Consider the following 22,583-nt stretch of genomic DNA (forward strand, 5'->3'; position numbering starts at 1 on the left):
TACAGAGGGAGATTATGTAAGAGACTTGGCTCGAGAGAGAAGGGCGGGGCATAAATGGCCGATTATATCATCGGGATTGATTTGGGCGGAACGAATATTAAAGCCGGATTGTTTAAGGGAGATAAGGAACCGGTCAGGGAACAGTCGGTTCCGACCGAAGCGGCGCACGGGCCGGCGCATGTGCTTACGCGAATCCGTGGCATAGCCGATGGGCTGATGAAGGAAGCGGGAATCAGCCCAACCGATATCGCTGCCATGGGAATGGGTATACCGGGACTGCTTGATCCGGAAGCGGGAATATCGATTTTTTCGCCGAATTTTCCGGGCTGGGAGAATATACATATCGTGCGGAAAATGGGCGAACACTATGATTTTCCCGTATTTATCGACAATGATGTGCGGGTAAATATGATGGGGGAATGGAGACACGGCGCCGGCCGCGGAGCAGACAACCTGCTTCTCCTGACGCTGGGCACAGGACTGGGGTCAGGCATCGTTCATGAAGGCAAGGTAGTCTACGGTACAACGTTCAGCGCCGGGGAGATCGGCCATATGAACATGTACCGGCAGGGCCGGCCTTGCCGCTGCGGCAGTTCCGGCTGTCTGGGCCGTTATGTATCGGCGGTGGGGATGGTCAATACGTTTAAGGAGAAGCTGGATACCGGCCGGACAAGCATTATTGAGACCTGGATCCAGGGTAATCGCGAACAAATTACGGCGCTGATGATCTCGGAAGCCTATGACGCTAAGGACGAGCTGGCGGTAGAAGTGATGCACGAGACGGGCGAGTTGCTCGGATACGGCTTGTCGAACGTGATTAACCTGCTAAATCCGGAGCTGATCATCATCGGGGGCGGCATGGGGTCGGCCGGCGAACGTCTTCTCGGCAGCGTGCGGGCGAGCGTAAATGCACATGCGCTTAAACTGCCGACAGAGAAATGCCGGATTGTCCAAGCGGAGCTGGGCAGCCGTTCAGGAATATGGGGAGCCGCCACCCACGCGCGGATAAGGCTGGAAGGAGGAAGAGAATGACACGCAATATTGAGCATGTTCCATACGGATATGAGCCTCCGGCGAAGGAACGGAAGGGCACGCTAGTGTTTTACGATTCGTTTGAAAAAATATCCGATGCCGGCTTGGCGAAAGCGGCCCAAACGGCGCTGGAACGCAAATTCGCCAAGCTGGTGTTGTACCCGCTGCATGAAGAGACGGTGCGCCGGATGAGCAAGGAGCCCGTGCTTCCTTACTACAAGCGGGAAGGCCGGCTGCATGAATGGAAGCGGGAGCATGGCACTTCCATGATTACCGTTGAAACGCTGGAAGGCAAACGCAAGAAATATACGCCGATGGATTCCGCGCTGCGGCATATCGCCGATATTTATCCTGCGCCGTATTTTCTGTATTTGACGCCGGAGAACGCGAACGCCTTTGCCGCCTATTCTTCGTTCGAGACCTGGATCGTCAAGCTGCGGTTGATTTTGTCCGAAGAACCGGAGAGGCTTCATCCAAGGCTGGCCAAGTTCAGCCACCGCTGGGATGTCGCCGGGGCAGAGAAGAACACGGAATAACCGATTGGCGGCCGGCAGTCTAGCATAACATTGCGTGATGAACGCAGCAAAGCTCCCGTTAACGGGAGCTTTGCTGTTTGCGGCGGTAGCTGTACATTTTCCACTGATAATGGATAAAGCAGCCGATGCAGAAACCGAGGATGGCGACCGTAGCCGCAACGGCGACCATAATCGTAAAGATATAAGCGGCAACGGTCCAGCCGGCCAGGAAGCTGACCAGCCCACCGGCAAGGCAGAAGACCGCGATGCTTTGATTGAATTGCTGCTGCTCTTGATCTTCAAGCACATATGCGGAACGGGGTTTGCGAAGGAACCGGGAGGCGAGCTTCATCACCGGGTTTACCCCGAGGAAGAGGCCCGACAGACCGGCGGCAAGCGGCAGGGCCAGAAGCCAGGACCAGCCCGTTATCCAGGCCGACACGACCGAAACCACGATAAAGGCCTGATTGGTCTTGACAAGGGGACGAGGGATTCCGGAGGAACCGGCAGTTACACTCATCTAAATCATACCTTTCGCATTGGAATAATTTAATTATAATGGATTGTTGGATGTAAAACAACAGATGAACTTATTGGGGAGTCATCGTTTTATTGTCGTTGACTACTTTGTTTGCGGAAGTTAGCTTCGGTCTGGACGGGCGACGACCGGCATTCTATACTGGCAGTAAGAGGGAAAACGCTGTAATCCGGCGTTCACTCCAGGCAGGAGGCGGATAAATTGCTTCGACAACGAATTCCGGCGATAAGGCGAGCGACTTTGCTTGCATTGACGGTCATGCTCACCGCCGGAGTATTGTTCCAACTACGGGGAGCCGAGGCGGCGGCTGCCGGCAAACCCGCTGAGGATGCGGCTGCGGCAGTGCCCGAGCCCATCGTCAAGAAAAATAAACTGCCGAAAGGATTTGTCTATTTGGACGAGGTTCTCCCTGAGGCGCAATATGAAATCCGGTACTACAGCAGCAACAACTTTACGGGAACGCGGGTTGCGGGATATAAGGCGCCGCTGGCCATTTTTTCGTCCGCCGGAGCGGCCGCCTTACAGCAGGTCAGCAAAGATTTGGCCGCCAAAGGGTACATTCTTCACATCTACGATGCATACCGGCCGCAAAAAGCGGTAAACTTTTTTATAAACTGGTCCAAGGATGCGGCGGATATCAAAATGAAAGCGCAATATTATCCCTCGCTGGACAAACGTTATCTGTTTAAGCTCGGTTTTATTTCGAGCAAATCCGGACATACGCGGGGAGGGACCATCGACTTGACGCTGGCGGACCGCAAGACCGGTGCGCTGGTGGATATGGGCAGCCCGTATGATTTTTTCGGAAACATCTCTTATTACAACACGATGCAAGTCACAGCGAAGCAGCACGCCAATCGTAAATTGCTCAAAGATGCTATGGAAAATGGCGGGTTCAAGCCATACAGCAAGGAATGGTGGCATTTTACCCTGATGAAGGAACCTTATCCGAATACGTACTTTGATTTCGACGTGGAATAACCGGGCGTTTCCGGCGCTTTCGTTAAGTCTGTCAGGGACAAGGGTAATGAATACTATCGACAAGTCCCTGGAGGATGCTTGCACAAACCATTATGAATACAGGAGAGGTGGATCGACTTGAAGAACAAGCTCGTGGCCGTTATCCTCAGTATGGTGTTGTTGGCGGGAGGAACAGGGGGATTCGCACAATCGCATGTTTGGGCGGCCGGAAGCGTAAAGATCATCGTGAACGGACAGGCGCTGCAAAATGATCCTCTCAGTGCGTATATGAACGAGGCGGCGGTTATGCTTCCGCTGCGGGAAACGATGGAGGCGCTGAAATACAAGACTACGTATCAAGGCCTTACGGGGATCGTCCAGATGTACAAAGTGGAGTCCAAGCTGGAATACCGGTTAGGCGGCAATGAATTGGTGTTTGGTGACGGTACAAAGCTGGCGTTAAAGGATAAATGGGAGCTGAAGCAGGGACGTTTGTATGTGCCGTTGTCTTTTTTTACAGCGCTCGGGCTGCTGACGGCCTACCATGAGAGTCTGGGAACGGTGGATGTGTACAATCCCGAGGTGACCGCAGGTGCGGTGGCGGGACTTCTTGCAGCCGGGAAGGTTGCGGAGCTGAAGGAACGTTACCTTGGGGATAGCACCGATCCGGCGCTGGGGATTTTAGCCGTGAAAAAGACGTGGGACGACGTCACCGCAACGGCCGGCGGCTACTTCGGCATTGCAGGGACGGCCAGCTCCCGCAGCGGCGGCACGCTGACAATCCGCAGCGTGCTGTCCTTCACCGGGGCGCAAGCGCTGCTGACGCTTGCGCTGGACGAAGCCGGCCAGATTACCGGCTTCAAGCTGGAGCCGCTCGCCGCGGATCAGCCGGCGAGCAGCGTCTTGAAGCCGTAAGCCGCGGGGGCGGCTAATCGGCGCCGTGTTTGTGCAGCGCCCGCCGCCGGGGAATGGCGGCGGCTTTGGCGCTGAGCAGCTCGGAAGCGACGATTCCGAGCAGCACGAGCGCGGCCCCGGCATAGCCGCGCAGGGATAATTGTTCGCCGGCGAACCAGTAGCCGAAGAACGCGGCGAACACCGGCTCCATGGCGAATATCAGACCCGTGCGGGCCGGTGTCGTGTATTTTTGGGCCACGGGCTGGAGGATGAACCCGCAGGCACTGCACAGGATGCCCAGCGCAAGAATGGCAATCCAGCCCGGCCAGGACGAGGGCAGCGTAGGCGTCTCGAAGATGGCCGAGAGAATCAGGGCATAGCCGCCGGTGAAGCCGAGCTGCAGGATTCCGATCTGCAGCGAGTCGCACTCGCGGACGGCTTTGCCGGTGAGCAGAATCTGCGCCGCGTAGAAGACGGCGGAGAGGATGCAGAGGAAATCGCCGGGCTGGATCTGCAGCGAGGCGTTTAAGGTAAGGAGCCCGATTCCCGCAATGGCGAGCAAAGCGCCAAAAATTTGCGGGGCTGCGGCTCTTTTTTTTAGCACGAAAATCTCAATGAACGGAACAAAGACGACCGTAAGGGCAACGAGGAAGCCGGCGTTCGAGGTAGTCGTTGTTTTGAGGCCGAAGGTTATGCATACAAAAACGCCGAGCAGCAGTACACCCAGCATGGCTGCATATTTTATTGTTTTTGCGTTAATCCCGCGCAGCCGCTTGCGGAGCAGCAGCCCGGCGATGATAAACGCGAGGCCGAAGCGCAGCGCAATCAGATTAAATTCACCCAGCGAGTTCAAACCCAGTTTCATAAACAAATAGGAAGAGCCCCAAAAGAGCGTCACGACCAGGAGCATTAGCTCGGCCTTCAGCGGTTTCATCTCGTTCATCATCCTTCTTTCCAGCAGCTGAATATAGTATAATTCTCTGGTATCCATAAGAGAACTGAATGTTTGTTATAGATAACATGAAGAAAATTCATGTAAAGCGGGAGGCGGAGCGGATTGAGTATTGCCAAATACGAGGTGTTTCTGAAGGTGGTTGAGCTGGGCAGTTTGACGAGAGCGGCGGAGGTACTGGGTTTTACCCAATCGGGGATCAGCCATACGATCGCAAGCCTGGAGCAGGAATTCGGCTTCTCGCTGCTGATCCGCAGCCGCTCGGGCGTTAAGCTCACCGTCAACGGGGAACAGGTAATGCGGCCGATCCGCGAAATCCTGAAATGGAACGAGCAGCTGGGGCAGCAGGTCGCGGATATCCACGGACTGGAGACGGGGACGATCACGATCGGCACGTTCACCAGCGTATCGGTCCATTGGCTGCCCGGCATGATCAAGGAGTTCCGCAAAGAATACCCTTATATCGAGTTCAAGCTAATGGAAGGCGGCTATTCGGAGATCGAGCAGTGGATTGACAGCGGGCTGGTCGATTTCGGCTTTATGTCCCTGCCGACACGCGAGCATTTTGAGACGTTTCCGCTTAAGCAGGACCGGATGCTGGCCATTGTCGCCAAAGACCATCCGCTGAGCGGAGCGCCTTATATGCCATTGGCACAAATTCCTTACGAGGATTTCATTATCCCTAAGGCCGGCTCGGACTACGACGTCTGGCGGGTGCTGGGCAAGGCAGGGATCAAGCCAAGCGTCAAATTTTCAGCGGGAGACGATTATGCGATTATCGCCATGGTAGAGAACGGGCTGGGCATCAGCATCTTGCCCGAACTGGTAATCACGCGGCAGAACCATAATGTCGCCATGCTGGAGCTGGAGGAACGGAGCTTCCGTTCGCTGGGCATCGCGCTGGCTTCGATGAAGGACGCCTCGCCGGCGGCACAGCGTTTTATACGGCATGTGCAGGCGTGGATGGGGAGGCTGGCGCTGTAGATACACGGCAGTTATTAATCGGGCTCGAACGGATTACGCACACAGTAACGTCATTCGTGCGATACGCCACTTTTGCACTTATTAAATCACTGTTAAATTCGCTCAACAGTCCATCCATTTGTTCCTGAGTTGTCTAATGAATATTTCCGGCTCGTTCGAGTCTATTACCTCTATACCCCTGTCTTCGATAATGTCGTTTCTAATCAAGTCGTTTATAACCAGATTGGTTACATCGCAATAGCCGAGAGGTACATTTTCCTCCTCCATAAAACTGATTTGATTGCCTATATTACGCAAAAGGTACCATGTCGTCATAGCTGCTGTTACAGGATTACCCGTCAGCTCCCTTGCTTTACTGGCGGGAAGATGGGAAAAGCTAATGATTTCACCCTTGCTTTGATTGACCAAGACGTATCCTTGTCCCATTTGAAATATCCTCATCTCATAATAATATTTGAAATCGTTTGAAATCCTTGCGTTTGCCTCTCTATTTTAACATAGCAAAGAACCCGTCCGTCCGATTAATCAAGCTACGCAGGCCTATGATCGCCCTACGTCAGCTGCACTTGCATAACAAGGCTTAGGTACATTTAATGTTGACGAGACAAGGTGTTCATGAGAGAATGTACGCGTGTACATTCGATAGAGTGATCATCAGGTTTCGCGCAGTAATCCATGAAGAAGGAGTGGTTGTTATCGCCAGCCGTAAAGAGGTGGCCGAGCGTGCCGGCGTCTCCGAAGCGACCGTATCCCGGGTGCTGAACAATGTCGGACCGCTCAAGGAACAAACGAAAGAACGGGTGCTTGCGGCTGCCCGCGAGCTGGGATACACGCCGAGTTCGCTGGCCCGCAGTTTTGCCCGCAGACGCAGCGGCAACTTGGGCGTCATCATGCCGTTCCTGCCGAAGGCCAGGCTATTTTCGGCGTATTATTTTTCCGAGATTCTGAGCGGCATCGGCAGCATGGCCCGGGAGGAAGGTTATGATCTGCTGATGATCTTCCGCGACGCCGACGAACCGCTCGACTACTCGGAGCTGTTCCGGATGCGTAAGGTTGATGCTTGTATCGTGCTCGGTGCAAAGGAAGAACCGGGCGAACTTGAGGCGCTGCGCATGCTGAAGCGCGAAGGGCATCCTTTCTGCCTGATCAACCAGCATTTTGAAGGCGAAGGGTTCCACGAGGTTGACGCCGACCATATTGAAGGCAGCCGTCAGGCAGTGCAGCATTTGCTGGACCAGGGTTTCCGGCGCATTGCCTTCCTTAATGGTCCGCCAGCCTATTCCAACAGCCGCGACCGCCTGGATGGCTATACGCAGGCTTTAGCGGATGCAGGTCTCCAGCTAGACCCGACGCTGCTGTACGAGGGCAATTTCAGCCGCCGGAGCGGGGCGGCTGCGGCGAAAGCGATCGCCGGGCAGCTGAACCGCATCGAGGCGGTGGCCGTAGCGAACGACCGGATGGCCATCGGGCTGCAGCAAGGCTTACGGGAGCTGGGTCTAGTCGCCGACAACATGCCGGCGATCATCGGCTATGATGATTCGGATGCCGCCGAGCTGGCTCAACCGGCGCTCAGCAGCGTCCGGGTGCCGTTTTTCCGGATCGGCGAAATTGCCGCGGCCAAGGTGCTGGAGCTCCAGGAGCGCAACGACTCAGAGCCCGCGGACGCAGTGATCGCAGTTAAGCTGCCGACCGAGTTAGTCGTTCGCGCATCTTCGGTCAAACATTAACCCATAGGAGGACTTTTCATGAAACAGCTTCGCGTTGGCATGATTGGCTACAAGTTTATGGGCAAAGCGCACAGCAATGCATACCGCAGCTTGCCGATGTTTTTTCCGCAGGCAGCGCTGAAGCCGCAGATGACTGCAATTTGCGGCCGCAACGAAGCCGCAGTTCAGGAAGCCGCGGCGCAGTTTGGCTGGCAGGAGAGCGTCACGGATTGGCGCGAGCTCGTCGCAAGGGATGATATCGATCTGATCGATATCAATGCGCCGAGCGATGCGCACAAGGAAATCGCGCTGGCCGCGGCCAAAGCCGGCAAGCATATTTTTTGCGAGAAGCCGCTCGCCCTTTCGCTGGCCGATTCCAGGGAGATGCTGGAGGCCGCCGAAGCGGCAGGCATTCTTCATATGGTCGGCTTCAATTACCGCTTCTCGCCGGCGGTTCAACTGGTCAAGAAGCTGGTGGACAGCGGCCGGCTCGGCAAGATTTATCATTTTCGGGCCTGGTTTCTGCAGGACTGGATTCTTGACCCTGAGTTCCCGCTCGTCTGGCGGCTCCAGAAGGAGATTGCCGGCTCCGGCTCGCACGGCGATTTGGGCGCGCATCTAATCGATCTTGCCCATTATCTTGTCGGCGATATGCAAGAGGTCATCGGGATGAGCGAAACCTTCGTTAAAGAGCGGCCGCTTGCCTCGACGATGACCGGCCTCAGCGCCCGGGCAAGTGCGGACGCGCCGAAAGGCCCGGTTACCGTGGACGATGCGACCTTGTTCCTGGCCCGGTTCGGAAACGGCGCGCTGGGCAGCTTTGAAGCGACCCGCTTTGCCGCGGGCCACCGTTCGACCAACGCGTTTGAGATCAACGGCAGTTTGGGCAGCGTCCGTTTCGATTTTGAACGGATGAATGAGCTGGACGTGTATTTCACCTCGGATGGGGAGGATGTTCAGGGCTTCCGCCGCGTGCTGGCGACCGACCCTGCACATGCGTACAGCGAAGCCTGGTGGCCGCCGGGACATACGATCGGGTTTGAGCATACGTTCACGCATGAAATGCTGGAGCTGTCAAACGCGGTATCAGAGGGACGGCAGCCGGTGCCGAATTTCCGTGACGGGGTAAAATGCCAGGCGGTGCTGGAAGCCGTGGAACGTTCGATCGACGAACGCCGGTGGATTCAAATCTCGGAGATGTAAAAAATCACAATTAAACGGGAGTGTTGACCATGAAAAAGGCATTGATCGTATGGGGCGGCTGGGACGGCCACGAGCCAAAGCAGGTCGCCGAAATATTTGCCGGATTACTGCAGGATGCAGCGTTTGAAGTGGAAATTTCCGATACACTGGAAGCGTTTGCGGACCGGGAGAAGCTGCTCGGCCTGGATTTGATCGTGCCCGTCTGGACGATGGGCGAGATCAGTCAAAAGCTGGTGGACAACGTATCCGCAGCGGTTCAGCAAGGCACGGGGCTGGCCGGCTGCCACGGCGGGATGTGCGATTCGTTCCGCACGAATGTCGATTGGCAGTTTATGACCGGCGGACAATGGGTGGCGCATCCCGGCAACGATGGGGTAAACTACAAGGTCGAAATCCACAGCGGATCCAGTCCGCTCGTTGACGGCATCGAGGATTTCAGCGTATCCACGGAACAATATTACCTCCATTACGATCCGGCAGTGGAAATTTTGGCGACCACCCGTTTCCCGGTAGTGGATGGCCCGCATGCCGCGAACAAAGCAGTGGATATGCCGGTGGTGTGGACCAAACGCTGGGGCTTGGGCCGGGTATATTACAATTCGCTTGGGCATCACGCCGATATCGTCGATCTCCCGCAGGTGAAAGAATTGATGCGCCGCGGACTGCTGTGGGCCGCCGAAGGCAAAACAGCGGCAACTGCGGGGCGCGAAGGGCAAGCATCCTATGAATATACCGGTATGGCGGACAGCCAGCTGTAAATGGAGCGTGCAAACATGGACAAAGTGAAGGTAGGCATTATCGGCTGCGGAAAAATCAGCGGCATTTACATGGAAAATTGCCTGAAATTCGAAATTCTGGAGCTCAAGGCTTGTGCAGACGTGGACATGAGCCGGGCCAAAGCGCAAGCTGAGCAGTACGGCATTCCACAGGTCCACACAGTGGACCAGCTGCTTGAAGACCCGGAAATTGAAATTATTATTAATTTGACCATCCCTGCGGCTCATGCCGAAATCAGCCTGCGTGCGCTGGAGGCCGGCAAACATGTGTATGTCGAAAAACCGCTGGCCGTAACCCGCGAGGAGGGACAGCGCGTTCTGGAGCTGGCAAAAGAGAAGGGGCTGCTTGTCGGCAGCGCGCCGGAAACGTTCCTAGGCGCCGGCATTCAAACCGCGCTGAAGCTGATCGACGAAGGCGTCATCGGGCGGCCGGTTGCGGCGACTGCGTTTATGATGAGCCGCGGCCACGAACACTGGCATCCCGATCCGGAATTCTATTATGCCGCAGGCGGCGGACCGATGTTTGATATGGGGCCGTATTACCTGACCGCACTCGTTCAATTGCTCGGGCCGATTGACGCGGTGGCCGGCATGACCGGCATGGCGCTCGCGGAGCGGAAGATTACCAGCGAGAAGAAAGCCGGCCAGTCGATCCAGGTCGACATTCCGACGCATGTCGCCGGTACGCTCCGTTTTGAGAGCGGCGTAATCGCGACGATGATTACGAGCTTCGATATCTTCGGGGGCAGCGAGCTGCCGCCGATCGAAATCTACGGAACCGAAGGCACGCTGCGGGTCCCCGATCCGAATACCTTCGGCGGTCCGGTGCGATACCGGAAGACTGGCGAGCAGGAATGGCATGAAGCGGAGCTGCTGGCCGGCTACGACCAGAACACGCGCGGCATCGGTCCCGCCGACATGGCCTATGCCGTCCGCACCGGCCGTGCGCACCGGGCCAGCGGCGAACTGGCCTACCATGTGCTGGAGGCGATGTGGGCGTTCCACGATTCCTCCGACGCTCAGCGTTTTTATGAAATGGAAAGCACCTGCAGCCGGCCGGCGCCGCTGCCTGAGGGGCTGGCTCCATATACGCTGGACTAATCCAATCCTGTTGCAGCAAAAGGGAGCTTCCGCACGGTTGAACGTGCCGGAAGCTCCCTTCTTGCAAATGACGGACCGTCATCCTCAGTTTGACGTCCCATCAATCGGTTAAACTCCCGATTTTCGGGCTTGCGACGGTGTTTTCCCTTTGTACTGTTTGTACAACTTGGTAAAGTAATTCGGATTGTCGCATCCGACATTCCCTGCAATTTCGGTGACGGTCAGGTCCGATTCAAGCAGCAGACGTTCCGCCTCGTTGATCCTCAGCAGATTGACGTGGTCTATGAAGGTGCGGCCGGTCAGTTTTTTGAACATTTTGCAGAAATGGAACGGGTTTAAGTTGACTGAGCGTGCAGCCTCTTCGATCGACATCTTCTCGTCGTAATGTTGCTCCAGATGCTCCAGAAGCGCCTTAAACCGCTCGCGGTTCAGTGAGGAACGGTAGTCTGTCTGCCGCTGCGGCGGCGGAAAACAGCGGGAAAGCATCATGAAGAACAGATGCAGCAAATTTTTGACAACCAATTGAAATGCCGGTTCTTTACACTCCACCTCCCGGATGATGGACTGCAGCAGCGGGTAGCTGGCCGAACTCTCCGGAAGCTGCAGCGCCGGCATCACCGGAAAGCGGCAGCGGTTGTTCAGATAGGGGGCGACCAGCTGCTCATGCTGGGTATCCTGGCTGCGGTCTTTGAAGAGCGACGGGTGAAAAACGATGGATACATAGTCGATCAGGCCATGGGCAAGACTGAATCCGACATGCAGGCCGCCGGAAGGAACGATCAGCACATCGCCCGGACCGGCCTCGTAAGGTTTGCTGTCCACGTGAAAAATCGCTCTACCCGACCGCATCAGGATAATTTCAAAATGTTCATGCCAGTGCAGGAACAGGATATTCTGCTCCGGACGCGCCTCTTGAATCTGGTTAAAGAACAGGCGAAAGGGATAATCCGTCTCTTCCAGCTTGGGATATTCCTTCAGTTCATTCGGATAGGTCACGTTATGTCAACTCCCGCAAGATTCAGCTATAATGGCACAAGATAGGTAGAGAATCCATCAAGAAAGCGCATTATACTGGGTTTGTTGCAATTACTATAAACCAATATTGGAGTGGTTCACAAGATGCAGGACACACTTAGAATCGGAACGCTGGTCGGAGGCGCAGACGCGGTACGGGTCATTCCGCAAATTGCTCAGCACGGCTTTGAATCTTACAGCCTGACCTTCTGGCAAACGACAGGGAATACCAACCTTGCCGAAACGGCGGCACGCGTACGCGAGCTTGCAGATGAACACGGTTTCATCATTTCGTCCGTCGGCATTTTCGGCAATCCGCTGACCGGCGAAGGCGACAATGCCGATACGCTTGCCAGCTGGGAACGGCTGATCGACCACGCTCATCTGTTTGGCACCGATCTCGTCTCCGGCTTTACCGGCCGGCTCACCGGACAATCGATCGACGACTCGCTGCCGAAATTCGCCGAAGTATTCGGCGAGCTGACCAAACGCGCAGCCGACCGCGGCGTGAAGATCGCTTTCGAGAACTGCTCCATGGACGGAGACTGGCGGACGGGCGACTGGAACATCGCGCATAACCCGGTTGCCTGGGAGAAAATGTTCAATGCCGTGCCGGCCGACAATCTCGGATTAGAGTGGGAACCTTGCCATCAGATGGTTGCGCTGATCGATCCGATTCCGCAGCTGCGTAAATGGACGGATAAAATTTTCCACGTCCACGGCAAAGACGCTACCATCGCCTGGGACGTCATCAAGGAATACGGCATTCACGGACCGAAGCCTTATGTCTGGCACCGCACGCCGGGCTTCGGCGATACGAACTGGACGGATGTCATTACGATTCTGCGGCAGGCGGGCTACAAAGGCACGATCGACATTGAAGGCTGGCATGATCCGGTGTACCGTGACGAACTGGAGATGACGGGTCAAGTACATGCTTTGAATTATCTGAAATCTTGCCGGGGCGGCAGCTTCGTGCCGAATCCTGTTTAAAGCGGGGGAGAGGAAATGACGGCGAAATACCGGGTGGCTGTGGCCGGATGCGGAGCCATGGCGAATGAGTGGGTTCGTTATGCGTTGAAAAGAGATGATGTTGAAATTGTCGCGCTTGTCGACCTGCGCCGCGAGTCTGCGGAGGCGATGAATGCCCGATACGGTTTGTCTGCACCGTTCTTTCACAGTATTGAAGATGCCATCTCGGCGACCGGCGCCGATCTGGTGTTCGACGTCACCGTCCCGGAGAGCCATTACGGCATTGCCACGGCAGCGCTGAATCGGGGCTGCCATGTGTTCAGCGAGAAGCCGCTCGCGGAGACGATGCCGCAGTGCAACGGGATTGTGGCGGCAGCCGAGCGCAGCGGTAAAACCCATGCCGTGATGCAGAACCGCAGGTACGATCCCCGAATCCGTTCGCTGCGCCGCATGCTTACGGATGACGTTATCGGGAGAACGGGATACATCGGGGCAAGCTTTTTCCTGGGGCCGCATTTCGGGGGCTTCCGAGATATCATGAAAAGCCCGCTGCTGCTTGATATGGCAATCCACACATTCGATCAGGCACGGTTTATCAGCGGCGCCGATCCGGTGAGCGTATACTGCCAGGAATGGAACCCTCCGGGCTCCTGGTATGCCGGCAACGCTTCGGCGATTTGCATCTTTGAAATGTCGGACGGTTCGGTGTTTGCCTACCAAGGCTCATGGTGCGCCGAAGGCGCGCCGACCTCCTGGGAGGCGTCCTGGCGGATCCAAGGCGAACGGGGCACGGCGATCTGGGACGGCATCGGAATGCCATATGCGGAAATCGTGGATGCAGACGGGCCCGAAGGGAAGTTTGTCCGTGAACACCAACGGGTCGACGGCGGCGAAATCTCCATGAACGAGACCTTCCACGCCGGCTGTCTGGAGGAAATGTTCGCTTCGCTGGCGGAAGGCCGGGCTGCGGAAACGGATTGCCGGGACAACCGCTTAAGTATGGCGATGGTACTCGGCGCGCTCGAAAGCGCCCGCAGGGGATGTAAAATCGACATCGGCGAATACATGCAACAGGAAGGCGTCCTGCAGCCTTCGTAAGCGGTAAACAATAAGGCTGTCATTCCGTCCATAACTGCGATACGCAGCGGCGGAATGACAGCCTTTTGCCATGTTCAATCCATACCTCCGCTAAGCGGGGTATTTTTGTTTAAAACCCGCGATATTGCGGCTCCTCTTTCTCGAGCTCGGCTACCCGGCTCTCCACCTGAGTGACGATTTGCTGCGTTTGCGTGGCGGCATTCGTAAACAGGTCCTTTGCCTCCTGACTTTGAGTCTCCAGGGCGAATTGTTCTAGACTGGCCTGCGCGCTTTTCAGCGATGACAAGCAGGTTTTTACCTGTGATGCGACGGTCATCTTGCAACCTCTCCTTTTCCAAAATTCATCGTTATCGGCATTTATTATTCACTTTCTCGGCTTGTGCATACTGGGAATTATCACCATGGGGAATATGATTTTTCATGGTTAATCTTCACTGTTTCTGCCCAAATTAAGGCCGATAGTTTCTGTATCTAAATTTTGTATCTAAATTTTGTGCGGGAGGGAATGAACAATGAGAGAATCGCTTGAGGTTATCATGCGGACGGTGTTCGCCGTGGTGGTGCTCTTTTTCCTGACGAAACTGCTGGGAAAGAGACAGGTGTCTCAGCTGTCCTTTTTCGAATACATCACCGGCATTACGATCGGCAGTATCGCAGCCTACATCTCTCTGGATACCGATAAGACTTGGCATCTGGGGATGATTGCGCTGCTGGTATGGGTCGCCTTCTCGCTCGGCATCGAATTTATACAGATGAAGAGCAAAAAGGCGCGCGACTTCATCGATTTCAAATCGACGGTGCTGATTAAGGACGGCAAGATTCAAGAGGACAACATGAAGAAGGAACGGCTCACGACAGACGAGCTTCTGGAGGAGCTGCGGAAAAAGGATGTGTTCAAAGTCGCCGATGTCGAATTTGCCATCATGGAATCGGACGGGGCCATCAACGTGCTGCTGACCCGCGAAAACCAGCCGCTTACGCCGAAGCATCTTGGCATCAAGGTTGCTCCGGAAAAAGAGACGCTTGCGGTCATCATGGACGGAAAACTCATGGACAAAGCACTGGATTCGCTTAATTTATCCCCGCAATGGCTGGACGGCGAGCTGGAGAAGCTGGGTGTGAAGATCGAAAATGTTTTTCTCGGGCAAGTAGATTCCTATGGGGAGCTGACGGTTGATTTATATGCCGATAACGTCCAGGTGCAGCAGCCCCAGGATAAACCGCAGCTGTATGCGCTGCTCAAGAAATGCGAGGCGGATCTGGAACAGTTCAGCCTGTCGACCCAAAACGAGGGGGCCAAAAAGATGTATGAGGCGTGCTCTCAGCAGATGGTTGCAATGCTAAAGGACTTGAAGCCCTTTATTCAGAACTAGAAAGAAAGGATGACGTAGGATGGAACGCAGTGTGCTACAGATCCTCAAAGACGAACTGAGCGGCAGCAGCGATGCCGTATTCCAATCGTTAAGCATGCACGGGCATTCCTGCGTCCTGGTTTATATTCCTACGATTACGAGCCAGCTCAGCCTGCAAAAATACATTGCCGAACCGCTCAAGGAGGAGGCAAACGCCGAGCCGGATTGGCATGGGTATCTGAAGCGTTTGGAGGGCGGTTCCGCGTTTGCCCTTCCCTATGCAAAAGTTCCGCGTCCCGAAGAAGCCGCAGATCTGGTTGTCAGCGGATTTGCCGTGCTTTGCTTTGAAGACCTGCCTTATGTCTACGCGTTCGAATTGTCGCAGTATCAAAAACGCACGGTAAGCGAATCGCAGAACGAGCTGGTCGTGATCGGCCCGCAGGAAGCGTTTATCGAAGACATCAAGACCAACCTGTCGCTTCTGCGCCACAAGATCAAACACCCAGACTTGAAAACCAAACATTTTCTAATTGGCAAGTACACAAAAACCGACGTCTATCTGGTCTATATCGAAGGCTTATACAAGCCCGAAGTGCTGTCCGAAATTGAAGACAAGCTGGACCGTCTGTCGATCGACGGCATCCTTGGGATCAGCTATCTCGCGGAACAAATCAAAAAGGAGCAACACTCGCTTTTCCCGTTGTTTCAGTATACGGAACGCCCGGATTCGGTCGCTGCTTCATTGATGGAGGGGCGCATTGGCATTCTGCAGGACGGCACGCCTTCGGCGCTGCTGACGCCGGTTACGTTTTTTTCGCTGCTGCAATCCTCGGAGGATTATTATCAAAGCTATTATGCCGGCAGCTGGATAAGGCTGGTACGGCTCTTTTTTTCGATGATCTCCATGCTGCTTCCGGCCCTATATGTTTCAATCACTACGTTTCACAGCCAGTTGATCCCTTCGGATCTGCTCATAACCATCGCAGCGGCGAGAGAGAACATCCCGTTCAGCGCGCTTACCGAAGCTTTGATCATGGAACTGACCTTCGAAGCGCTGCGCGAGGCGGGAACGCGAATTCCGAAGCCGGTCGGGCAGACCGTCTCCATCATCGGCGGGATCGTAATCGGCCAAGCCGCTGTCCAGGCAGGCATTGTCTCCGCACCGATGGTTATCGTCGTCTCCATCACCGGGATCGCGTCGTATATCATCCCGCATATGGAGCTTGGGCTGACCTTCCGGCTGCTTCGTTTCGTGCTGCTGATTCTCGGAGGAATCATGGGGCTGCTCGGCATCATTTTTGCCGAATTTATTCTTTTTGCCTATCTGGCAAATCTCAAATCTTTTGGGACTCCTTATATGCAGCCTGTCGCGCCTCTAGTCATCAAAGACTGGAAAGATATTTTTTTACGCGTCCCTAACCCGCAGATGAAAAAAAGGAGTACGTCCTATACGGACCGTAAAAACGACAGGAGACAGAAATAGTCATGAGGGCGCTCAAACTGATGGTTATTCTGGCGGTTCTGTTCAATCTCACCGGCTGCTGGTCCAAAATTGAGCTGAATGAATTAACCTTTATCTATGGTCTTTTTGTCGATGCGGGAGAAGAGCCGGGCACGGTGGAGGTAACGATCAGTTCGCCGCTGCCCAACCGGCTGCTGGCCAATACGCAATCGGGATCGACGGGAGGCACCGCGTATTCTTCCGTGTCCAAAACGGCGGGAAGCATTACCGATGCCATCATTCTGATTCAAAAGGATTTGTCGCGGCGGCTGGAAATTTCGCATCTGAAAGCCATTGTCATCGGAAAAAAATACGCCGAACATAACATTGAAGAAATGCTGAGCTGGTTGAACCGGCAGCCGGAGGTTCCGCTCGGTACCTACATTATGGCTTCGCCGGTCAAAGCAAAAGACATTGTCGCTTTGGCCCCGATCTTCGAACAGTTTCCGAGTCAGGTGCTGATGAACTTTTCCAAGCTCAACATGGTGTTTGCCGAGACGCTGCGGGACTGTCTCATCGCGAGAGCCTCCGGGGTCGGATATGCCATGAATTATTTATCCTTCGGCGAGAAAAAGGAGACGTCTGAAAAAGGGGGCACCGTCAAATGGGCCGGCATTAGCGGCCTGATGCTGTTCAATGACGCCAAGATGACGGGAACGCTCGACGAGAAAGACAGCCGGGCCCTGGCTTGGGCGGCAGGCAGCCTGGCAGGAAAATTCGCGCTGCCGCTTTATACGGTGGAATGGAACGAGAATGGACATAAAGGCAAGGCCAGCGGGTTATTTTACAAATCCAGCTCTTCGATCAAACTGCATATGACGCCCGAAGGGCCCGAATTTCTGATAAGGATGAAGGGCAAAGCCAGCCTGACCCTGATGCAGGATTCCGCCGGCCTGACGGCAATAGAGCTAGGTCCGCTTATCACCAGGCTGCTTGAAGAGAAAATCACCGAAGACACCAACAGAGCCATTGCAAAGACGAAGGAATACCGCACCGACGTATTGCAACTCGGGATGCAGCTGGAATGGCATCGTCCGAAGGAGTGGGCGCAGCTCAAAGAGCAATGGAGCGATTACTACAAAAATCATGTTCCCGTCAGAGTAAGCACGCAAATAAGCCTGGAAGACCTTGGAACGGTTAAATAAGAAAGGGGGACAAAAGGATGCACGTGGCGTCAAAGTGGCAGATTTATCGCTTCAGCATGGTGTACTACAGCTCCCAGACTTCGATTTTTCTGATTCCGCTGGCCGTCGAGCATGCGGGTTATCAAGGCTGGCTAACGCTCTCTGGCGGCGCTCTGATCGGAGCGGGCTTATTATATTTGAGCATGAAGCTGGGGGAACTCGGGGAAGGAAGAAGCTGGATTGACTTTGGCGCTGACATCATGGGGAAATGGCCTCACCGGATATTTGCTTTTATCCTGATGCTCTGGTGCGTTTACTATACCTCGTACGACATCGAGAACTTTGTACTGTTTTTCGGTTCAAACTATATGCGCGGTACGCCCCCCATGTTTATTCAGCTTATTCTAGCCGTTATCATTTCCTATACGGCGACCCGCGGCCTCTCAACGATCCTGTATTTGGCCGACGGCATTTTTATGATTTTGCTGGCTTCGATCGCCATTTGCGGCTATCTGTTTACCGTTAATGCCAATTTTCATATGATCCCGGCCTTTATTCATTACCATGATCCTAAAGTGATCGCAACCGGTGCGTTCGCGGACGGCTCATGGTATGGGGAATGGATGGTATTTTTATTTATTGCTCCGGTACTGAAAATTACGCCGAAAATGCAGCGGAAGCTGATGATCGCGGAAGCGACGTTATTGCTCCTGCTGATTTTCGGTTGGGGAATGACCATCCTGAATTTCGGCCCGCATCTGGGAGCCAAACTTCAGTATCCGTACCTGGATATGGTCCGCAGCTCGTCGCATGACGACATTATCGGCAACCTGGACCTTTTTCTGATCGCCATCTGGTCGTTCTCCATGTTTATCCATTCGTCGTTTCTCATATGTACCGCGAGCGTCTGCCTGGTCTCCGTGTTCAGCAAATCCTCTGCCAAAAGCAAGAAATGGATGACGATACCGCTTGTCTGCATAGCCACAGGCATTGCTTATTTCTATTCGGCCCGAAATGTCAGCAACTATTATAACGATTTCCATTCCTTAGCCTCCATCAACTACTGGTACGTCGTGGAGCTTATTCCGCTGTATTACCTTACCGTTTACTGGATACGGTTTAAGCTGTTCAAACAAAGGATGCCAAGTCCGAATCATGCGTAATATTTCTCTTATGGATGCGCTTTCTGGTATGATGAAACTGGAGTACATACCTTTAAAAGTGAATCTTGGGAGTGAAATCGGATGAATTTGCAGGAATCGCAGATCCTGCTCTCGGCATTGAAGAGCAATCTAGCGAAAGTGATCGTGGGAAAAGAGGAAGGAATCGACCTGCTGCTGGCTGCGCTGCTGGCCGGCGGTCATGTGCTGCTGGAGGATGTGCCCGGGACCGGAAAAACGCTGCTGGCCAAAACGCTGGCCCGCTCGCTCGAGTGCAGCTTCAAGCGCATCCAGTTTACGCCGGACCTGCTGCCCTCGGATTTAAGCGGCATCAACTTTTATAACCAGAAGACGGGCGAGTTCCAGTTCCGCCCCGGTCCGGTATTCGCCGGCGTGCTTCTGGCCGACGAAATCAACCGCGCTACGCCGCGCACCCAGTCCAGTCTCCTCGAATGCATGGAGGAACGGCAAATCACGATTGACGGGGAGACGCATGCGCTGGCTGCTCCGTTCTTCGTCATTGCGACGCAAAACCCGGTCGACAACCAGGGGACGTTCCCGCTGCCCGAAGCGCAGCTGGACCGGTTCCTGATGCGGATCACGACCGGGTATCCGTCGTTTCAGGACGGCGTAAACATCCTGCGGCGTTTCCGCGAGAACAACCCGCTCGAGGACACAGCGGCTGTCGCCGGTCCCGGCGAGATCGTAGCGGCGCAGAAATTTGCCGCCGCCCTCATGGTCAGCGATGAGCTGCTCGGCTACATCATCGCTGTCGTGGAAGCGACGCGCCGCGCCCCCGGGGTAAGGCTGGGCGCCAGCCCGCGCGCCGGCTTCGCGCTGCTGCGCGCGGCGCAAGGGTATGCCGTCGTGCGGGGACGCCAATACGTCGTGCCCGACGACATCAAAGCGGTGGCCGTGCCCGTGCTGGCCCACCGGCTGGTGCTGCAGCGCGGCCCCGCAGCCAGCGAGGCCCAAGCCGCGGAGCTGGTGCGGCAGGTGCTGCGCCAGGTGGAGGTTCCGGCCGAAGCGGCGGCGGTGCGGGGCAGAGAGGAGGCGTAGGCCTTGTCTTTCTTTCCCTATTTTCTGCTCGGAACGGGTATCCTGCTGGGTATCGTCGGCTGGGTGTACCAGCGGTTTGCACTGCGTAAAGTTTCGTATACGCGCTATTTTTCGGAGCAGCACGTCTTCCAGGGAGCGCATATCGAGATGATCGAGGAGATCGCCAATGCCAAACTGTTGCCGCTCCCGTGGCTGCGGCTGGAGTCCATCATAACTTCCGGTTTGATCTTCGGCAGCCAGGACAACCTCGGGATCAGCGCGGGCAACATATACCAGAACCATGTGAGCCTGTTCTATCTCCGGCCGTACCGCCGAATTAAACGGCGTCATCTGGTCGAGTGCAGCCGGCGGGGATTCTTTCGCCTCGAGTCGGTGACCCTGACGACCGGCGACCTGATAGGCCTCGGCCGTTCAACTCTGACGATTCCCGTCCATTTGGAGCTGATGGTATACCCGGCCCTTTTGTCGTACGACGAGTTGCCGCTTCCGGTGCACAGCTGGCTTGGCGAGCTGACGGTCAAGCGCTGGGTGATTCCGGACCCCTTCGTGAAAGCGGGGACGCGGGAATATATGGCCGGCGATCCGCTGAACCTCGTCAACTGGAAGGCGACGGCCCGTACAGGCACACTGCAGGTCCATAAGCAGGATTACACAGCCGATACGCGGCTGATCATCTGCGTAAACGTGGAGGACAGCGACGCCATGTGGCGAAGCGCGACCGATCCCGCACGGATCGAACGCGGCCTGAGTTACGCCGCCACGGTTGCGGAATACGCTACCCGCCATGGCTTGGAGGTCGGCCTGCTCATAAACGGCGCGCTTGAAGGTTCGTCCATGAAAGAGCCGGTCGACCTGGAGCAGGCCGGATCGCTGGAGGATATTCTGAGCCTGCTTGCGAGGCTTAATCTTGAACGCTCTGTTCCGATGTCCCGGCTCCTTGAGCTGGAACTGACACAGGGAAGCCGGGACAACGACTACTTGATCATCAGCTGCCACCGGGGACCCGAGCTTGAACTGGCGGCAGCGCAGCTCGCCTGGAACGGCAACGGCGTGGAATGGCTGGATCTCCCGCCGCTGCCGGAGCCGGGGAATGAAGGGAGGGCCAGCGCATGAAACGAAACCTTTCCGGATATTGGACCGCCAGCCTGAAGCTGCTCCCTGTCTTAGTACTGGATGGATTGTTTCTGTATCCCCTTTGGCTCTATCTTCATTCGCAGACACGGGTGGGTACGCCGGAAAGCGTGTGGCTGGCGGCGTTATTCCTGACGATGGCCTCCGGCATGCTGCTGCGCGGCTTTTGCCGCCGCAGATGGCGGCAGCTGCTCGCAGCACCTCTGCTGGGGTTGACGGGCGGGCTGCTTGTCACCGGCTGGAACCCTTGGCTGCTACTGTTTGCCGCAGCAGGAACGGTATGCGGATTTCTCGGCCTAACGTCAGATTCCACCGCCAGCCGCGATAAACAATATATCATCGGGTTAGGATTATACGCGGTAGCGGCATTGGCTTCCAGCCGGATTGAAGCATTTGAAGACCATATGCCTTGGATAACCGGTCTGGGCAGCTTCTGCTTGCTGGTCTATCTGCTGATACGCAACGGCGCTTACTTGCGTTACAGTTCGTTCAGCAGCGATTCGCGCCGGCTTCCGCAGGGCCTTCGGCGGCATAACCGCATCTTTATGGTTGTGCTCGTGGCGGCAGCGGCTTTTCTTGCCGCAGGAGGCGGGCAGGCTGCCGGACATCTGCTGTTCCGGATGATTCGCGCGTTCGTCGGTTTTGTGCTTCATATGTTTGATGGCTCGCCGCCGCGGGTCATGGAGGAGCCGCCAAAACCCGCTCCGCCGGAAAATTTGCCGAAGGCGCCGAGTGGAGAATCAGGCTTATTCGGCTTAATTGCGGACATGGTCTTTTATGCACTTGGCGCGGCCGTTTTGGGGTTCCTTCTGTATCATTTGACGCGCTGGCTGTACCGCAACTCGCGCGGATGGTTCCGTGCGTTCGCCGACCGGCTGCTGGCCATGCTGCGCCGGGAGTCGAAGGAGCGGACGGCTACGTACCAGGACGAGGAGTCCAGCATTTTCCGCTGGGAAAAGACGGTCAAGGACATCGCCGCTTACGTCAAGAGTAAGTGGGGTTCTACCGCGAGGGACCGGTGGGAGGATATGCACGGCGGGCGGGAGCAAGCACGCTGGCTGTATCGCCGCTGGCTCGGCCGCCGTCAGGCTTCCGGCTACAGCGTGAACCGCGCGCTAACGCCGCAGGAGACGGCGGCGGATGCGCAGCGCTGGCTCGGCGAAAGCAAGCCGCGCAAAGGCAAGGCAGAAGACGCAGGCGCAGCGCAGCGTATGCTGGAGCTGTATTATCAGGCCAGATACGGGCCGGAGGAGCCCTCGTCTTCGGAAGCGGCAGCGCTGAAGGAGAAGCTGGAGTAAGACAGGGTTGGAGATTCCGGGTTAACCGAACGGTGTTTGCCGGTCAGGGACTGATTACCGATCATGCATCTCATCAAAAGAACCATCAAAGCCGGGATTCCCGGTTTTGATGGTTCTTTGTTTTTAGCGTGGGCGTTCAAAGGAATAAGAAATGTTCTGTCTTGCATCCCTGTACATGCCCCCATGCCGTAAATGGAAGTGCAGAGGGTTGCA

23 protein-coding genes are annotated in these 22,583 nt (G+C 55.6%); 18 read left to right on the forward strand and 5 right to left on the reverse strand.

Going from position 1 to position 22,583, the window contains the following annotated elements; all coding sequences use genetic code 11:
* The first annotated feature begins 54 nt into the window (after positions 1–54).
* Together BMW84_RS03700 and BMW84_RS03705 are read left to right on the forward strand one after the other, a co-directional pair.
* Positions 55–1,032, forward strand: coding sequence for an ROK family protein (locus BMW84_RS03700; RefSeq protein WP_091064582.1), 978 nt, complete (start codon positions 55–57; stop codon positions 1,030–1,032).
* On the forward strand, positions 1,029–1,568 hold the full coding sequence (locus tag BMW84_RS03705) for a hypothetical protein (protein ID WP_091064584.1): 540 nt from the start codon (positions 1,029–1,031) through the stop codon (positions 1,566–1,568). Before BMW84_RS03700 ends, BMW84_RS03705 begins: the two co-directional genes overlap by 4 nt.
* Before the next feature lie 58 nt (positions 1,569–1,626).
* Here BMW84_RS03705 and BMW84_RS03710 read toward each other — a convergent pair whose 3' ends face one another.
* Positions 1,627–2,067, reverse strand: coding sequence for a DUF4395 domain-containing protein (locus tag BMW84_RS03710; RefSeq protein ID WP_091064587.1), 441 nt, complete (start codon positions 2,065–2,067; stop codon positions 1,627–1,629).
* A gap of 219 nt (positions 2,068–2,286) precedes the next feature.
* Between BMW84_RS03710 and BMW84_RS03715 the strand changes: the two genes are divergently transcribed.
* Both BMW84_RS03715 and BMW84_RS03720 read left to right on the forward strand, forming a co-directional pair.
* A complete protein-coding gene (locus BMW84_RS03715) occupies positions 2,287–3,066 on the forward strand; it encodes a M15 family metallopeptidase (RefSeq protein WP_217646116.1) in 780 nt (259 codons plus the stop codon).
* A gap of 117 nt (positions 3,067–3,183) precedes the next feature.
* Entirely contained in the window at positions 3,184–3,960 is a 777-nt protein-coding gene (locus BMW84_RS03720; RefSeq protein ID WP_091064590.1) for a copper amine oxidase N-terminal domain-containing protein, read from the forward strand.
* Between the two features lie 13 nt (positions 3,961–3,973).
* On the opposite strand, the gene BMW84_RS03725 is transcribed toward BMW84_RS03720, so the two are convergent.
* Positions 3,974–4,873 carry a DMT family transporter gene (locus BMW84_RS03725; RefSeq protein ID WP_091064593.1) on the reverse strand — a complete coding sequence of 300 codons (900 nt, stop codon included), beginning with the start codon at positions 4,871–4,873 and terminating at the stop codon, positions 3,974–3,976.
* 123 nt (positions 4,874–4,996) lie between these two features.
* On the opposite strand from BMW84_RS03725, the gene BMW84_RS03730 reads away from it, so the two are divergent.
* The gene (locus BMW84_RS03730; RefSeq protein ID WP_091064595.1) at positions 4,997–5,875 is read left to right on the forward strand and encodes a LysR family transcriptional regulator; all 879 of its coding nucleotides are present in this window, start codon (positions 4,997–4,999) and stop codon (positions 5,873–5,875) included.
* A 102-nt stretch (positions 5,876–5,977) separates the two neighbouring features.
* On the opposite strand, the gene BMW84_RS03735 is transcribed toward BMW84_RS03730, so the two are convergent.
* Positions 5,978–6,301 carry a hypothetical protein gene (locus BMW84_RS03735; RefSeq protein WP_091064597.1) on the reverse strand — a complete coding sequence of 108 codons (324 nt, stop codon included), beginning with the start codon at positions 6,299–6,301 and terminating at the stop codon, positions 5,978–5,980.
* A 260-nt stretch (positions 6,302–6,561) separates the two neighbouring features.
* Between BMW84_RS03735 and BMW84_RS03740 the strand changes: the two genes are divergently transcribed.
* Genes BMW84_RS03740 through BMW84_RS03755 form a run of 4 tightly spaced genes read left to right on the forward strand, consistent with a single transcriptional unit; the run spans position 6,562 to position 10,661 of the window.
* Positions 6,562–7,602, forward strand: coding sequence for a LacI family DNA-binding transcriptional regulator (locus tag BMW84_RS03740; RefSeq protein WP_254772931.1), 1,041 nt, complete (start codon positions 6,562–6,564; stop codon positions 7,600–7,602).
* An 18-nt stretch (positions 7,603–7,620) separates the two neighbouring features.
* The gene (locus BMW84_RS03745; RefSeq protein WP_091064601.1) at positions 7,621–8,784 is read left to right on the forward strand and encodes a Gfo/Idh/MocA family protein; all 1,164 of its coding nucleotides are present in this window, start codon (positions 7,621–7,623) and stop codon (positions 8,782–8,784) included.
* A gap of 29 nt (positions 8,785–8,813) precedes the next feature.
* On the forward strand, positions 8,814–9,542 hold the full coding sequence (locus tag BMW84_RS03750; RefSeq protein ID WP_091064604.1) for a ThuA domain-containing protein: 729 nt from the start codon (positions 8,814–8,816) through the stop codon (positions 9,540–9,542).
* A gap of 15 nt (positions 9,543–9,557) precedes the next feature.
* Positions 9,558–10,661, forward strand: coding sequence for a Gfo/Idh/MocA family protein (locus BMW84_RS03755; RefSeq protein ID WP_091064605.1), 1,104 nt, complete (start codon positions 9,558–9,560; stop codon positions 10,659–10,661).
* Between the two features lie 108 nt (positions 10,662–10,769).
* Here the strand turns inward: BMW84_RS03755 and BMW84_RS03760 are convergent, their stop codons facing one another.
* Positions 10,770–11,657, reverse strand: coding sequence for a helix-turn-helix domain-containing protein (locus tag BMW84_RS03760; RefSeq protein ID WP_091064608.1), 888 nt, complete (start codon positions 11,655–11,657; stop codon positions 10,770–10,772).
* Between the two features lie 123 nt (positions 11,658–11,780).
* Here BMW84_RS03760 and BMW84_RS03765 point away from each other — a divergent pair, with 123 nt between their 5' ends.
* A complete protein-coding gene (locus BMW84_RS03765) occupies positions 11,781–12,668 on the forward strand; it encodes a sugar phosphate isomerase/epimerase family protein (RefSeq protein ID WP_091064611.1) in 888 nt (295 codons plus the stop codon).
* Between the two features lie 15 nt (positions 12,669–12,683).
* Entirely contained in the window at positions 12,684–13,745 is a 1,062-nt protein-coding gene (locus BMW84_RS03770; RefSeq protein WP_091064613.1) for a Gfo/Idh/MocA family protein, read from the forward strand.
* A gap of 109 nt (positions 13,746–13,854) precedes the next feature.
* On the opposite strand, the gene BMW84_RS03775 is transcribed toward BMW84_RS03770, so the two are convergent.
* Entirely contained in the window at positions 13,855–14,061 is a 207-nt protein-coding gene (locus BMW84_RS03775) for a DUF1657 domain-containing protein (RefSeq protein WP_091064616.1), read from the reverse strand.
* Between the two features lie 196 nt (positions 14,062–14,257).
* Here BMW84_RS03775 and BMW84_RS03780 point away from each other — a divergent pair, with 196 nt between their 5' ends.
* From BMW84_RS03780 to BMW84_RS03810, 7 genes are all read left to right on the forward strand, one after another.
* Positions 14,258–15,118, forward strand: coding sequence for a DUF421 domain-containing protein (locus BMW84_RS03780; protein ID WP_091064618.1), 861 nt, complete (start codon positions 14,258–14,260; stop codon positions 15,116–15,118).
* 19 nt (positions 15,119–15,137) lie between these two features.
* A complete protein-coding gene (locus BMW84_RS03785; RefSeq protein ID WP_091064621.1) occupies positions 15,138–16,580 on the forward strand; it encodes a spore germination protein in 1,443 nt (480 codons plus the stop codon).
* Between the two features lie 2 nt (positions 16,581–16,582).
* Entirely contained in the window at positions 16,583–17,743 is a 1,161-nt protein-coding gene (locus tag BMW84_RS03790; protein WP_091064622.1) for a Ger(x)C family spore germination protein, read from the forward strand.
* A 17-nt stretch (positions 17,744–17,760) separates the two neighbouring features.
* Positions 17,761–18,885 (forward strand): GerAB/ArcD/ProY family transporter, encoded by a 1,125-nt coding sequence (locus BMW84_RS03795; RefSeq protein ID WP_091064625.1) that lies wholly within the window; start codon positions 17,761–17,763, stop codon positions 18,883–18,885.
* 81 nt (positions 18,886–18,966) lie between these two features.
* Positions 18,967–19,941, forward strand: coding sequence for an AAA family ATPase (locus BMW84_RS03800; protein WP_091064627.1), 975 nt, complete (start codon positions 18,967–18,969; stop codon positions 19,939–19,941).
* A gap of 3 nt (positions 19,942–19,944) precedes the next feature.
* On the forward strand, positions 19,945–21,054 hold the full coding sequence (locus BMW84_RS03805) for a DUF58 domain-containing protein (protein ID WP_091064629.1): 1,110 nt from the start codon (positions 19,945–19,947) through the stop codon (positions 21,052–21,054).
* The gene (locus tag BMW84_RS03810; protein WP_091064632.1) at positions 21,051–22,370 is read left to right on the forward strand and encodes a DUF4129 domain-containing protein; all 1,320 of its coding nucleotides are present in this window, start codon (positions 21,051–21,053) and stop codon (positions 22,368–22,370) included. Before BMW84_RS03805 ends, BMW84_RS03810 begins: the two co-directional genes overlap by 4 nt.
* Positions 22,371–22,583 lie beyond the last annotated feature (213 nt).

The sequence above is a fragment of the Paenibacillus sp. NFR01 genome (assembly GCF_900111565.1).
Classification (GTDB): domain Bacteria; phylum Bacillota; class Bacilli; order Paenibacillales; family Paenibacillaceae; genus Paenibacillus_AQ.

Coding starts and splice junctions, on each gene's coding strand:
- BMW84_RS03745 (WP_091064601.1), top strand. CDS start 7,621: ATGAAACAGCTTCGCGTTGGCATGATTGGCTACAAGTTTATGGGCAAA.
- BMW84_RS03795 (WP_091064625.1), top strand. CDS start 17,761: ATGCACGTGGCGTCAAAGTGGCAGATTTATCGCTTCAGCATGGTGTAC.
- BMW84_RS03725 (WP_091064593.1), bottom strand. CDS start 4,873: ATGAAACCGCTGAAGGCCGAGCTAATGCTCCTGGTCGTGACGCTCTTT.
- BMW84_RS03775 (WP_091064616.1), bottom strand. CDS start 14,061: ATGACCGTCGCATCACAGGTAAAAACCTGCTTGTCATCGCTGAAAAGC.
- BMW84_RS03700 (WP_091064582.1), top strand. CDS start 55: ATGGCCGATTATATCATCGGGATTGATTTGGGCGGAACGAATATTAAA.
- BMW84_RS03790 (WP_091064622.1), top strand. CDS start 16,583: ATGAGGGCGCTCAAACTGATGGTTATTCTGGCGGTTCTGTTCAATCTC.
- BMW84_RS03800 (WP_091064627.1), top strand. CDS start 18,967: ATGAATTTGCAGGAATCGCAGATCCTGCTCTCGGCATTGAAGAGCAAT.
- BMW84_RS03705 (WP_091064584.1), top strand. CDS start 1,029: ATGACACGCAATATTGAGCATGTTCCATACGGATATGAGCCTCCGGCG.
- BMW84_RS03785 (WP_091064621.1), top strand. CDS start 15,138: ATGGAACGCAGTGTGCTACAGATCCTCAAAGACGAACTGAGCGGCAGC.
- BMW84_RS03710 (WP_091064587.1), bottom strand. CDS start 2,067: ATGAGTGTAACTGCCGGTTCCTCCGGAATCCCTCGTCCCCTTGTCAAG.
- BMW84_RS03780 (WP_091064618.1), top strand. CDS start 14,258: ATGAGAGAATCGCTTGAGGTTATCATGCGGACGGTGTTCGCCGTGGTG.
- BMW84_RS03765 (WP_091064611.1), top strand. CDS start 11,781: ATGCAGGACACACTTAGAATCGGAACGCTGGTCGGAGGCGCAGACGCG.
- BMW84_RS03755 (WP_091064605.1), top strand. CDS start 9,558: ATGGACAAAGTGAAGGTAGGCATTATCGGCTGCGGAAAAATCAGCGGC.
- BMW84_RS03770 (WP_091064613.1), top strand. CDS start 12,684: ATGACGGCGAAATACCGGGTGGCTGTGGCCGGATGCGGAGCCATGGCG.
- BMW84_RS03750 (WP_091064604.1), top strand. CDS start 8,814: ATGAAAAAGGCATTGATCGTATGGGGCGGCTGGGACGGCCACGAGCCA.
- BMW84_RS03735 (WP_091064597.1), bottom strand. CDS start 6,301: ATGGGACAAGGATACGTCTTGGTCAATCAAAGCAAGGGTGAAATCATT.
- BMW84_RS03810 (WP_091064632.1), top strand. CDS start 21,051: ATGAAACGAAACCTTTCCGGATATTGGACCGCCAGCCTGAAGCTGCTC.